The following is a 13,176-nucleotide window of genomic DNA, read 5'->3' on the forward strand; positions in this document are numbered from 1 at the left end:
CTTTTGCGGCTATGCTTTATTTCATACCCACGCCCATAGGAAATCTTGGCGACATAAGCTACCGAAGCTTAGAGCTTTTAAAGACTTGTGAGCTTGTTTTTTGCGAGGACACGAGGGTTTGTAAGGCCTTGTTTGTGCTTTTAAATGAGAAATTTGGCATTAAAATAGCCCCCGCCCGCTTTGTATCCTTGCACAGCCACAACGAAAGGCAGGTTTTAGCTAGTTTAGACAAGGCAATTTTTAATCAAAATGTAGCCTATTTAAGCGATGCGGGGATGCCTTGTATCAGCGACCCCGGGCTTTTTTTAATTCGTTACGCACAGCAAAACGGCATTGATTATGAGGTGTTAAGTGGTGCAAACGCTGCACTCGTAGCACTTGCTGCAAGTGGGCTTTGTGAGAAAGAATTTATTTTTATGGGCTTTTTAAGCAGTAAAAAAGCACAAAGGCAAAAAGAGCTTGAAAAGGTGCTTGCAAACCCTTATCCAAGCATTATTTACGAGTCTCCCAAACGCATTTTAGCCCTTGTGAGTGAGCTTGCAAGGATCTCTCCTCAAAGAGAGTGTTTTGCCATAAAAGAAATCTCAAAGAAATTTGAAAAAAAATTCAAAGGCAATGCCAAAACCCTTGCCAAAACCCTTGAAAATGAAAATTTAAACGGAGAATGGGTGCTTGTGCTTGCGGCAAAGGACGAAAACGCAGACGAAAAAAAGGGCATTTTTTTAAGCAAGGACGAGATCATGGCACTTTCATTAAGCACAAAGGACAAGGCAAGGCTCTTAGCGCAGATAGAAAAAAAACAAACAAAAGAACTTTATCACAAACTTTTAAGTCAAAATAAGGTATGATTATGCTTGTCTTTGGTAAGCAGGTCTTTTTTTATATTTTAAAAAGGCACAAGCAGCTAATAAAACAGCTTTATCTTGCAAAAGAGCTTGATAAAAAAAGTTTTGCTATAATTTCAAAAAGCGGTTTTAAGATTACAAAAATTGACAACAAAAAGGCTCAGGCTCTAGCAAAAGGAGGAAATCATCAAGGCTTTTTGCTTGACATTAAAGACTTTGAATTTTCGCCCTTTGAGGCACTCAAAAAGGATGAATTTATCGTTTTGCTTTATGGGGTTAGCGATGTGGGAAACATAGGATCAATCATCCGCACAGCCTATGCCCTAGGCGTTTCAAGCCTTATTATCATAGCAAAAACCGTGGCTATGGCGGGCGTGATAAGATCAAGTAGTGGGGCGGCACTTGATGTGAAACTTTGTATAAGCGAGGATATTTTTGCTATAATAAACGAGCTAAAACAACTTAATTTTAGAATTTTTGCTAGCACAAAAGATGGAAAAGAAGCTCATAAGATTGATTTTAAGGGAAAAAAGCTTTTGATTATGGGCTCTGAGGGATTTGGTTTGCCTAATAAGATCATTGCTAAATGCGATGAATGCGTAGGCATAAAAATGAAAAACGACTTTGACAGCCTGAATGTCAGTGCTGCCTTTGCGATACTTTGCGATAGGATGGTAAAAAATGAGTAAGAATTTAGAGGATTTGGATCTAAGAGAGGTTTCGCAAAAAACTCAAATAGAAATTGAATTTCTAGATGCCATAGTCAAAAAAGATTATAAAAAATTACAAAGATTTAATGTCAAGGGCTTTGTTAAGATCATCAAAAGAGAATTTGATATAGATCTTAGCAAATTCATAGAAGAATATGAGAATTTTTTAAACAAGGACAAAGAAGAGCCTTCAAAAAAGACCCCAGAAACACCAACTCCTACCAACAAGATCTCAACAGATGTAGAGCAGTATACAAAAGAAAGCGGTAATTCTTGGATTTGGGGAGTTGTTTTGATCCTTGTGATTGTGCTTGTTTGGGCTGTTTATCAGTATGATTTGTTAAAACTTTTGCTAAATGATGAGCAAAGAGAAAATGCTAGTGTTGCTGTTGTTGAAATTTTAGATGAGGCTACAAATAATATCCAGCTTGTAAGCGAGAATAAGGAAGATAATAATGAAAGCATTGCACAAGAGGAGCAAAACATTACAAAAGAAGAGGAGACAAAGCAAGGACTTAGTCAGCAAGAACAGATAAATAACATACTCAAAGAAACAAACACCAAGGCAAAAGAGGCGGTATTTAGCACAGATGGCAAGGTGTGGGTGGGCTTTATAGATCTTACAAACCGCTCAAAAACAGCCACTGTAACTGAGAATAACTTCACTGTTGATCTTACCAAAGATCAGCTTTTACTAATAGGAGCAACAGCACTTACCCTCGTAGATGACACAGGGGCAGAGCAGAAATTTCCTGCTGGAAGCTCAAAGAGATTTTTGGTAAAAGATGGAAAGATTAAAAACATAAGCTTGGCTGAATTTATGAGCTATAACAAGGGCAAGGAATGGTAGGCTTTTTAAGGATCTTTTTCTTTCTTGTCCTTTTTTCAAAGCAGCTTTTTGCCCTTAGCAGCTTTGATCTTGCTAGAAATTTGGTAGGAAATTCAAGCCTTGATTCAAGGCTTAAACTCTTGTTTGAGGGTAAAAGTTATGTAGATGAAAACGGCTATGCTAGGTGGGATGAGCTTTTAAGAATCTTAAAGATGAATGCCTTGTTTCCTCTTAGCCTTTCTAATTCCACAAGCTTAGAGCTTAGCTTTAAGGCAAGATCAGATGCTCTGATCTTTGTAAAGATCATTAATGAAGCCTTAAATCAAGCTGGTTTTTCTTATTTTAATCCAACCGCACTTGATCTAAGCTCAGATCTAAAAAGCTACACAGTTCAAATACAAACTCGCTACATACTAGATCCAGCAAGCTTTTATAGCATTTTAAAACAAAATTTTGTCTTTATAAAAAACATAAAAAGGCTAGGTAGTTATAATTTTGAATACGAACTTGATCTTTCAAAGGCTATTTTAAAGCCGTCAGCAAATATCTTAGTAAATCAAAGCACAAATTTGCAAAGACCTCTAAGAGATTATCTAATCCACACAAATGGGGCATCCAAGCTACATATAAGATCAAATCCTGCTGATAATTGGTTTGCAAAGGTTTTGTTTTTGGATAAGAATTTAAGGCTTATTAAAAGCACGGTTGATTCAAGCAAGAGTGTGGAATTTACAGATACTATCCCAAACAATGCCGTGTATGTCATAGTAGGCGATAGCTATAATATAGACAATATCCGCCGTGGGCTTAACATAGAGCTTGTGAGATAGCGAGGATTTGGGCTAGAATTCAAGTTTTGAAAAACAAAAATTTTGTCATACTGAGCGGTAGCGAAGTATTTCAAAAAAGAGATTTTTCGCTTTCTGCGAAAGCTCAAAATGACAATAGATTTTAGGCTGAATTTTAATGTGATTTAAAAGAAAGGCTGAATTTTTGGATAAAAATTCAAGGCACAAAAAATTAAAGGCTGAATTTTAGCTTTAAATTCAAGCTTTAAAGAAACAAAGCCTTGAATTTTAGCTCAAAATTTAAAAAAAGCACTTTTTAAAAAAGTGTTTGATTTTGTTTGTCTTAGCGTGTGCTAAGTATCCAAGAATGGCAAAGAATGCTTGAATTTAAAAATGGATTCTTCGCTCTTGCAAGGCTCACAATGACAACATAAAAGAAAATTCACAAAATTCTTTAAATTCTTGTCATACTGAGCGGTAGCGAAGTATCTTGTGGCTTGAGATGTTTCGCTGCCACTCAAAATGACAATTAGAGCTTTTTTGCTTTGATTGCGCCTTGCAATCCGCCGGGTCACTTTCTTGCGAAAGCTCAAAATAACAATGGATTTTAGGCTGAATTTTAATGTGATTTAAAAGAAAAGTTGAATTTTTGGCTAAAAATTCAAGGCACAAAAATTAAAAGCTGAATTTTAACTTTAAATTCAAGGTTTGAAAAGTTTGAAGGTTGAATTTAAACTTCATTTAAGTTTGAAAGAAACAAAGCCTTGAATTTAAGGCTAAATTTTAGCTCAAAATTTAAAAAAAGCACTTTTTAAAAAAGTGTTGAATTTTGTCATACTGAGCGGTAGCGAAGTATCTCAAAAAAGAGATTTTTCGCTTTCTGCGAAAGCTCAAAATGACAAGTTTGCGTGATAAAATCAATACTTTTTTAAAAAAGTACATTTAAAAAACTCAAAACAAGGGGGACAAAATGTTTGACGAAATTCGTTTTCATACAATTGAAAGGCTTCCAAATTATGTATTTGCCGAGGTAAATGCCATAAAAATGGCAGCTCGCCGTGCGGGTGAGGACATAATAGACTTTTCTATGGGAAATCCTGATGGCAAAACGCCTCAGCACATCATAGACAAGCTTTGCGAGAGTGCGAACAAAGATAAAACTTCGGGCTATTCTGTGAGTGCTGGCATTTACAAGCTACGTCTTGCCATTTGTGAGTGGTATAAAAGAAAATACGGGGTTGATTTGGACCCTGAAAGCGAGGCGGTTGCCACTATGGGTAGCAAGGAAGGCTTTGTGAATTTAGCCCGTGCCATTATCAACCCGGGCGACACCGCCATAGTGCCAACCCCAGCTTACCCCATACACACACAAGCCTTCATCATAGCAGGGGGCAATGTCGCCAAAATGCCCTTTTTTTACAATGATAAATTCGAGCTTGATGAGAATAAATTCTTTGCAAATTTAGAGCAGATTTTAAACGAAAACTCCCCACGCGCGAAGTATTTGGTAGTGAATTTCCCGCACAATCCCACCACAGTAACCGTGCAAAAAAGCTTTTATGAGCGCCTTGTGGCATTTGCTAAAAAAGAAAGATTTTATATCATCTCAGACATTGCTTATGCCGAGCTTTGCTTTGGTGAGTATAAAACGCCTAGTATCTTTGAGGTAGAGGGCGCAAAGGATGTGGCTGTGGAGGGCTACACACTCTCAAAGTCTTATAATATGGCAGGTTGGCGTGTGGGCTTTATGGTGGGCAACAAGAGGCTAATTGGAGCGCTTAAAAAGATAAAATCTTGGTTTGATTATGGTATGTATACGCCCATTCAAGTCGCTGCCACTGTGGCTTTAAACGAGGATCAAAGCTGTATAGAGCAGATTAAGCAAACCTATGCTCGCCGGCTTGAAATTTTATTAGATGCCTTTGATAATGCAGGATGGAAACTAAAAAGCCCAAGTGCAAGTATGTTTGTGTGGGCGAAGTTGCCCTCTCAAAAGGCACATTTAAAAAGCTTAGAGTTTTCCAAACAACTCTTGCAAAAGGCTAGTGTGGCGGTAAGCCCGGGAATTGGCTTTGGCGAGGCTGGGGATGAATATGTGCGAATTGCTTTAATAGAAAATGAAAACCGCATCCGCCAAGCAGCAAGGAACATTAAGAGATATTTGAAAGAATAAATTTATAAACTTTGTTTGAGTTTTGGTGTGAATTTTGAGTGTCTTTGTGAATTCTAGCTCAATTTGTGAGCTTTTTTTACAAGGCTTGGCTCGGCTTTTCGCGAAAAAGCACTTCTGCAAGGCTCGGCAGACCGCGTTCGCTTTTAGTCTAGCCTTCGCCTTGCATAAGCACTTTTTCATCGAAAATCCTGTGCCTTGAATTTAAATCACGGAAAATTCAGGCAAAGCCTTAATTTTCACTTTGTTTTAGCATTTTTGCAGTAAAATTTTATAAGTTTTTTAAGCAAAATTCACGCAAAGGCGAATTTTCGCATTTGTTTTGGTGTTTTTAAAATTGAAATTTGTGAATTTTTTAGGGTAAATTTAAGTTTTTTAAAAAAATTTGAATTTTCGCTTGAATTTTAAGCAACTTTGTGAATTTTTGCCAAAATTCACAAAGGCTTATCATTGAAAGCTAGAATTTAAGAAAAAAGGCTATAATTTTAAGTAAAAATTAAGGAAAAAATATGCTTGAAGCAAGGGTGAGTTTGTTTGATGATTTTGAGTTAAAAAGCATAGATGATGATTTAAAAACAAATTCCTTTTTAAGCCCTAAAAATGCGGCATTTTGGGCTAGTGAGTATCTTGGTAAAAATGTAACTACAAACAATATTATCTATCTCATAAACTATGGTAAAATCGCAAACCACAGCAAAAATCCAAAGGAAAATTTAATCGATAAAAACGAGTTAAAAGCCTATTATGACACTACTTTTAGCAAGAAAAACGAGCTTTTACACCCACTTTCTTTTTCTAATTACAAAGAGGCACAAACCACAAAGCACATTCACCGCTTGCATCCTTACAAGGGCAAGTTTATCCCACAGCTTGTGGAGTATTTTTTAGACACCCACACAGACGAGCTAAAAACGCAGGCTTTTTTCAAAAGGGGCGATTTTGTGCTTGATTTGTTTTGTGGCTCTGGTACTACCTTGGCTGTGGCAAATGAACTTGGTTTAAACGCCGTTGGTATCGAGCTTTCATCATTTAACACTATGCTTTGTAATGCTAAAATCAAAGATTATGATTTAAATGCCTTAAAAAGTGAGCTTTCAAGGCTTATTTGCCTTTTGGAAAATTTTAACAAACAAAATAATATAGCCAAATTTGAGCAAATTTTAAGCGAAAAATTAAGCGAATTTAATCAAACACATTTTCCAAGCAAGGAATTCAAAAGAAGGGTTGCCTTAAAGCAAATTGACGAAAAGGCTTTTGGCGAGCAAAAAGAGCTTGAATTTTTGCCTATTTTTAGGGACTTGGCGGATAAATTTAAGATACAAACTAGCCCAAACAAGCAAGGCAGTTTTTTTGAAAAATGGTATATTCCTAGCATTAGAGATGAAATTTTATTGTTAAAAGAGCAAATAGGGCAAGCCCCGCAAGGATTAGAAGATATTTTAAGCATTATTTTAAGTCGCACGGCTCGTTCTTGCAGGGCTACTACTCACAGCGATTTGGCTACCTTAAATGAGCCTATGACAAGCACCTATTTTTGTGCAAAGCACGGCAGGGTTTGTAAGCCCTTATTTAGCATTACAAAGTGGTTTAAAAGCTATGCAAATGACACCTTAAAGCGTTTGGCTGAATTTAAGGCTTTAAAAACGCCCACAAAGCAATTTTGTATAAACGCAAACTCCACAAATTGTGATATTTTGAGCGAGCTTTCAAAGAAAGATAAAGAATTTGCAAACTTGCTTGAAAGGCAAAAATTTGCTGGCATTTTTAGCTCGCCGCCTTATGTGGGGCTTATTGATTACCACGAACAGCACGCTTATGCTTATGATATTTTTAATTTGCCAAGAAAGGATGAATGCGAAATAGGTGCTTTAAAAGAAGGACAAGGAAAATTAGCACAAGAAAAATACACTCAAAATATCGCCCAAGCCTTGCTAAACGCAAAGCCATTTTTAGCCAAAAATTACAAGATTTTTCTTGTGGCAAATGATAAATTTAATCTCTATCCTAGCATAGCAAAATTAGCAAATATGAAAATTACCAAGCGTTATGAACGCCCTGTGCTAAACCGCAGTGAAAAGGACAAGGGCAGGTATAATGAAAGTATATTTTTGTTTGAGGAAAGCTGATGATAAAGGCTAAAATCAAAGCAAGGCTTGAAATGGCTTTAAGACAAAAATTTAGCTCTTATAAGCCAGAAACTTCCTATATGCCCTTTCACACCAAGCTTTTAGGCAAGGATAGAATGGCTTTGTATAGCTTTATACAAAGCCTTAACACAAACTTTGGCACGAGCATTTTTGAGCCTGTGGCTGAGGAACTTGCAAAAGTAAATTTTGACAAAATCAAAAGGCAAGAAAGAGCTGGTGAGCATATCAGCAAAGGTGCTGAAAGGGTTATACAAGATATAATGAACGAGCTTGAAAGCGGTGCAAAAAAGCCAAACAAAGCAGATGAAAGCAAGAGGATTTTAGCTAGTGCAAGAAGTGGCGAAGTGGCACAAAGAAAGCCAACAAAGGTTGATTTATTTTTGCAAAAAGGCGAAGAAGTCTATCTCATAGACATAAAAACGGCTAAACCAAACAAGGGCGGCTTTAAGGAATTCAAACAAACCCTGCTAACTTGGCTTGCTTGCTATGCTTACGATAAGCCACAAGCAAAAATTCACACGCTCATAGCCATACCCTACAATCCCTACTATCCAAAGCCTTACGAAAGATGGACTATGGCAGGAATGCTTGATTTAGAAAAGGAATTAAAAGTAGCGGAGGAATTTTGGGATTTCTTGGGAGGCAAGGGCAGTTATGAGCTGATTTTATCAGCCTTTGAGGAAGTAGGACAAGAAATGCGAGGCGAGATTGACGAGTATTTTAAAAAATTTAAGGCATAAAAACTTAGTGTTTTGTAATTTTGTGAATTTTTGAGTAAAATTTGTTGAATTTTTATAAAAAATTCACAGAACTTTGTGAATTTTTTTAAACTGCAAGAAAAATAAATTTGCAAGATTTTGAACGAGAGCAGAAAAGGTGCATTATATGCAAAATACAAATTAAAGATAACAGAAATTCAGATAAAGTTTCAAATGTAAAAAATTTGTATGAGATTGGATAAGGCGAAGTATTGCGAGGCGATTTTTTGCTTCGTGTTCTTGCAACCCATTGGGTGTGGGTTGTGCAGAAAAAATCGAAACGCAGCATAGGTATGTGAGCGAGCTTGTTTTTGCTTCGCTACGCTCGCAACTGCAAACAAAAAAATGGGTGCGTAGAAAAAAGCGATTGAGGCTAGCCAAATAAGGCTACCGACCCCGCTTTTTTCAAACTCCCTTAAAAGCACCCACAAGAATTCGCCCTTACCACATACAAAAATCAGCCAAGAGACAAGCTGTTATCAAAAAGCAAAAACTACTTCTTAATCCAGCTCATCATCTTTCTTAAATCCTTGCCCGTTTTTTCAAGCAAATGCTCACTTTCAAGCCTTCTTGTTGCCAAAAATTTAGCCTTTCTACCTGCTGAAAATTCACTTGCAAACTCACTTGCAAAGCTGCCATCTTGAATCTCGCGCAAAACCCCTCTCATCACCTTTCTAGTGTGTTCTGTGATAATCTTGCGTCCTGTGCGGTAATCGCCATACTCAGCGGTATTTGAGATAGAATCTCTCATCGCCGCAAAGCCTCCAGCATAAATTAAATCCACTATAAGCTTCATCTCGTGTATGCACTCAAAATAAGCCATCTCAGGCTCATAACCAGCCTCCACAAGTGTCTCAAAGCCAGCCTTCATAAGCTCGGTAACCCCCCCACAAAGCACGGCTTGCTCGCCAAACAAGTCAGTTTCGGTTTCGTCTCGAAAGCTAGTCTCTAAAATGCCAGCCCTGCCAGCACCTATGCCACTTGCATAGGCTAGGGCATAGTCCTTTGCCTTGCCGCTGTAATCTTGATGCACGGCTATTAGGCTTGGAACGCCCTTGCCCTCAAGGTATTGGCTTCGCACGGTGTGTCCAGGTCCCTTTGGGGCTATCATTATGACATCAAGGTCCTTGGAGGGCTGTATCAAGGAAAAGTGTATATTAAAGCCGTGTGCGAAGGCTAGGATGTTTCCTGCTTGTAAATTTGGCGCAACCTCCTTTGCGTAGATGTCTGCTGTTAGCTCGTCAGGAACAAGCATCATCACTAAGTCTGCTTTTTTAGCTGCTGCGGCTACTTCAAGCACCTCAAGCCCTGCTTTTTTGGCATCTGCTACCCTTTTGCTGTCCTTTCTTAAACCAACAACAACCTTGCAGCCGCTTTCTTTGAGGTTTTGCGCGTGAGCGTGTCCTTGAGAGCCAAAGCCTATTATGGCTACTGTTTTTTTGGCGATTAGACTTAAATCGCAGTCTGTGTCGTAGAATTTTTTAATCATTTTTGTCCTTTCGGTTTGAATTTAGCGTTAAATTTGGCTGAATTTTTATGAATTTAGCAGTTTAAAATCACCCTTTGCATTATAGCAAATTTATCTTGCTTTTTTGGTGTGGGCAAAAAATGTTTTGTTTAAATTTGAGCGGCTTTGAAGGCTTTTAGATCTTTTTTGTAAATTCCTAAAATGTATATATTTTCATCTTTGACACGGTAAGGCATAGCTCTTAAATATCAAATTTCTCACATTTTCATCGTCAAAATTCAAGGATTTTCGGACTTTTTAAGGCATAAATTCAAGCTTTTCGCACGCCTCTTGCACGCCTTCTGCGAATTTTTCCCCTCGCAAAGTGCTATCAAGCTTGATAAAATCAAGGCTCAATTAAACTTAAGCGGTTGATTTCTTATCATTTTTAGCAAGATTTTATACAAATCTTGTTGTTGTATTTTAGCATTATATCTACATTCAGTTTCCTTTAAATGAAGCATAAAATTTTCTTTTTTGATTCCTTTTAATTTAGCTAAGCTATGTTTAGTAAAACCTCAGAAGTTCACAGTTGCATTTATGTGATTCTTAGCTAAGCTAAACTCATTCTTTGAGTATTTTACTCTATAATGCTCTTTAGCACCTTCTACTACGCAGTTGCAAGTGAAACGAAGCAAAAAATCCACAAGTTAATCATAAGCTTTGAAGCAATCACTATAAATGATAGATTCTTGCAAATTACTAGAATCTTACAATTAGGCAAAAGCTCACTACTAGAGCAATTCTTTACTACTTGGGTATAAACACAACCATTTCGCTTAAGCATTCCAAACACAGGTGTTTTCTTGCTAGCTCCTCGCACTCTTTTAGCACCGAAATGACTTTCAACAATTTCTATTTCACCACTTAATTTAGAGTTTTTTTCACATTCTTGTGCAATTAAGATTCTAATTTGCTTAAAGAGTTTGCATAAAGTTTGCTCTGAAATTTGAGTAATTTTTGCAATTTTTACTGCTTTAATATCAAGGCTTCTTGCAAAGTTGTAAGTGCGTAGCACGAAGCAAAAAAAATACTTCAAAATTCCTTAAATTATATCTGCGAAATTCGGAAATGAATCATATATTTGTTTTTCATCTAATTCTTTATACTTTAAAATAATATTGTATCAAATTAAAGTATCTTGAGCCTTTTAAAAAACTAAACTTAAATTCACAAAAAACTTTTAAAAAGCTAAACATGCTTTCAAAGCTCATCACTTATCTAGCACCCTTAAAGGCTTTACTCCTGGTAGCTCCTTGCCCTCGATTAATTCCAAGCTAGCACCTCCTCCTGTGGAGACAAAGGTCATATCATCAGCTTCACCTGCTCTGGTTACAACATCAGCAGTATCCCCTCCTCCTATGATGGTAGTAGCGTGGCTATCTCCTATGAAATGTGCCATCTTTAAGGAGCCTTTTGCAAATTTTTCTATCTCAAAAACACCCATAGGACCATTCCACCAAATGGTTTGAGCGTCATTTAAGGCCTCTCTAAAAAGCTTGCCGCTTGCAGGTCCTATGTCAAGTCCCATAAAGCCACTTGGAATTTCTTGAGTTGGCACATAAGACATCATAGCCTCGCTAGAACAAGATCTCGCCACAGCCACATCCACAGGCAAATAAATTTTTACCCCAAGCTCCTTGCCTCTTTTTAAAATGCTCTTAGCCTCTTCGATCAGATCCTCTTCTAACAAGGAATTTCCTATATCAAAGTCAAGTGCCTTTAAAAAGGTAAATGCCATTCCCCCTCCTATTACAAGCTTATCTACCTTGGGGAGTAAATTTGTTAAAGCTTGTAATTTCCCACTTACCTTTGAGCCTCCAACTATAGCCACAAAGGGACGAGCTGGATGCTTTAAGAGATTGTTTATGAATTTAATCTCCTTAAGCAGTAAAAAGCCAGCACCCTTGTGCTCCTCATCAAAAAAAGAAGTAATAGCCTCTACGCTAGAATGCGCCCTATGACATACCCCAAAGGCATCGTTTATATAAGCATCTGCCATTGAGGCAAGTTCTTTTGCTAAGAGCTTATCGTTTTTTGTCTCCCCCTTTTCAAAGCGAAGATTTTCAAGCATTAATATCTCTTTTGTCTTTAAATTCAAGGCCTTGTTTTTAGCATCCTCTCCTATGACATCCTTTGCTAAAATTACCTCTTTATTCATAAGTCTTGCAAGTCGTTTTGCTATGGGGGCTAGGGAGTATTTTGAGTTAAGCTCCTTGGGTCTTCCAAGGTGAGAGGCTAGGATTAAGGAGCAGTCATTGTCTAAACAGTAGCGAATTGTAGGGATTGCTGATCTAATTCTTCTATCATCTGTAATGTTTGAAAACTCATCTTGGGGCACATTAAAATCACATCTTATAAAGACCTTTTTTCCGATCAGATCCATATCCTTTATGGAGATTATATTGCTATTCATCGCATTACCCACACAGCCATATCTACAAGGCGGGATGAATAGCCCCATTCATTATCATACCAGGCTATGATCTTCACAAAGTCCTCGCAAATAACCTGGGTTAAATCACTTGCCACCACAGCCCCATAAGGACAGCCTATGAAATCAGAGCTTACCCTTTCCTCATCATCAACAAGCAACAAGCCCTTCAAGGTCGTCTTTGCTGCCTCTCTAAAAGCCTCATTTAGCTCCTCCTTGCTTGTTTTTTTATTAAGCTGAGCTGTTAGATCCACGCTTGATACATCGATCACAGGAACACGCATACTTTGTCCGTGAAGTTTGCCGTCTAATTCTGGCATAATTAGCCTCATAGCCTTTGCTGCTCCTGTTGAGGTTGGGATGATGTTTTGAGCAGCAGCACGGCTTCTTCTTTTGTCCCTTGCCTTTGCGTCAATTATGCTTTGTCCGTTTGTGTAGGCGTGAATGGTAGTCATTAGCCCCTTTTGTATGCCAAAGCTATCTTGTAAGACCCTACACACAGGTCCTAAACAGTTTGTAGTGCAGCTTGCATTTGAAATGATAGGCTCGCCCTTGTATAAATTCGCATTAACGCCCAAAACAAAGGTAGGGGTGTTATCCTTTGCAGGTGCTGACATAATCACCCTTTTTATGCCTCTATCTATGAAGGCTTGGCATTTTTCCATGCTTAAATTCGCACCCGTACACTCAAGCACAACCTCAGCTCCATACTCAGCAAAGTCTAAATCGCTTATATTTCGGCTTTTAAATACCTTGATTTTTTTATCATTTATAATAAGATCATCTCCTTCAACGCTTACTTTTCCATCAAAACTCTTATGCACTGTGTCGTATTTAAACAAATACTGGGTCAAAGAGGCATCTGCTGTGTCGTTGATCGCTACTAACTCTACATCAGTTCTTTGTGAGATTATCCTAGCTACGCATCTTCCTATGCGTCCAAAGCCGTTTATAGCAATTTTTGTCATTATTAGCATTCCTTTTAGGG

At 37.7% G+C, this 13,176-nt stretch carries 12 protein-coding genes and 1 pseudogene; 7 read left to right on the plus strand and 6 right to left on the minus strand.

Annotated elements, in window-relative coordinates; genetic code table 11:
- Positions 1-11 precede the first annotated feature (11 nt).
- The 4 genes from rsmI to DMC01_RS03965 are packed head-to-tail and all read left to right on the plus strand — an operon-like array spanning position 12 to position 3,214.
- Positions 12-848, plus strand: coding sequence for a 16S rRNA (cytidine(1402)-2'-O)-methyltransferase (gene rsmI, locus DMC01_RS03950; RefSeq protein ID WP_142692980.1), 837 nt, complete (start codon positions 12-14; stop codon positions 846-848).
- A gap of 2 nt (positions 849-850) precedes the next feature.
- A complete protein-coding gene (gene rlmB, locus DMC01_RS03955) occupies positions 851-1,534 on the plus strand; it encodes a 23S rRNA (guanosine(2251)-2'-O)-methyltransferase RlmB (RefSeq protein ID WP_142692981.1) in 684 nt (227 codons plus the stop codon).
- Positions 1,527-2,405, plus strand: coding sequence for a hypothetical protein (locus DMC01_RS03960; protein ID WP_142692982.1), 879 nt, complete (start codon positions 1,527-1,529; stop codon positions 2,403-2,405). The genes rlmB and DMC01_RS03960 overlap by 8 nt, the downstream gene beginning before the upstream one ends.
- Positions 2,399-3,214: a hypothetical protein gene (locus DMC01_RS03965; RefSeq protein ID WP_142692983.1), complete on the plus strand. Its 816-nt coding sequence runs from the start codon at positions 2,399-2,401 to the stop codon at positions 3,212-3,214. The genes DMC01_RS03960 and DMC01_RS03965 overlap by 7 nt, the downstream gene beginning before the upstream one ends.
- Before the next feature lie 311 nt (positions 3,215-3,525).
- Here DMC01_RS03965 and DMC01_RS13225 read toward each other — a convergent pair whose 3' ends face one another.
- Complete coding sequence (locus DMC01_RS13225; protein WP_185908682.1) at positions 3,526-3,693, minus strand: hypothetical protein; 168 nt, start codon at positions 3,691-3,693, stop codon at positions 3,526-3,528.
- Positions 3,694-4,142: 449 nt separating this feature from the next.
- On the opposite strand from DMC01_RS13225, the gene DMC01_RS03970 reads away from it, so the two are divergent.
- The 3 genes from DMC01_RS03970 to DMC01_RS03980 all read left to right on the plus strand — a co-directional run bounded on the left by DMC01_RS03970 (position 4,143) and on the right by DMC01_RS03980 (position 8,229).
- Positions 4,143-5,345 carry an LL-diaminopimelate aminotransferase gene (locus tag DMC01_RS03970; protein WP_142692984.1) on the plus strand — a complete coding sequence of 401 codons (1,203 nt, stop codon included), beginning with the start codon at positions 4,143-4,145 and terminating at the stop codon, positions 5,343-5,345.
- A 506-nt stretch (positions 5,346-5,851) separates the two neighbouring features.
- A complete protein-coding gene (locus DMC01_RS03975; protein ID WP_142692985.1) occupies positions 5,852-7,468 on the plus strand; it encodes a DNA methyltransferase in 1,617 nt (538 codons plus the stop codon).
- Positions 7,468-8,229, plus strand: a complete 762-nt coding sequence (locus DMC01_RS03980; RefSeq protein ID WP_142692986.1) for a TdeIII family type II restriction endonuclease — start codon at positions 7,468-7,470, stop codon at positions 8,227-8,229. Before DMC01_RS03975 ends, DMC01_RS03980 begins: the two co-directional genes overlap by 1 nt.
- A 188-nt stretch (positions 8,230-8,417) precedes the next feature.
- On the opposite strand, the gene DMC01_RS03985 is transcribed toward DMC01_RS03980, so the two are convergent.
- The 5 genes and pseudogenes from DMC01_RS03985 to gap all read right to left on the minus strand — a co-directional run bounded on the left by DMC01_RS03985 (position 8,418) and on the right by gap (position 13,159).
- Positions 8,418-8,678, minus strand: coding sequence for a hypothetical protein (locus DMC01_RS03985; protein ID WP_142692987.1), 261 nt, complete (start codon positions 8,676-8,678; stop codon positions 8,418-8,420).
- Positions 8,679-8,740: 62 nt separating this feature from the next.
- Entirely contained in the window at positions 8,741-9,736 is a 996-nt protein-coding gene (ilvC, locus tag DMC01_RS03990) for a ketol-acid reductoisomerase (protein ID WP_142692988.1), read from the minus strand.
- Between the two features lie 371 nt (positions 9,737-10,107).
- Positions 10,108-10,849, minus strand: a pseudogene (locus DMC01_RS04000) (transposase).
- Positions 10,850-10,967: 118 nt separating this feature from the next.
- On the minus strand, positions 10,968-12,170 hold the full coding sequence (locus tag DMC01_RS04005) for a phosphoglycerate kinase (RefSeq protein WP_142693007.1): 1,203 nt from the start codon (positions 12,168-12,170) through the stop codon (positions 10,968-10,970).
- Positions 12,167-13,159 (minus strand): type I glyceraldehyde-3-phosphate dehydrogenase, encoded by a 993-nt coding sequence (gene gap, locus DMC01_RS04010; RefSeq protein ID WP_142693008.1) that lies wholly within the window; start codon positions 13,157-13,159, stop codon positions 12,167-12,169. Before gap ends, DMC01_RS04005 begins: the two co-directional genes overlap by 4 nt.
- Positions 13,160-13,176 lie beyond the last annotated feature (17 nt).

The organism is Campylobacter troglodytis (genome assembly GCF_006864425.1).
GTDB classification, from domain to species: Bacteria; Campylobacterota; Campylobacteria; order Campylobacterales; family Campylobacteraceae; genus Campylobacter_D; species Campylobacter_D troglodytis.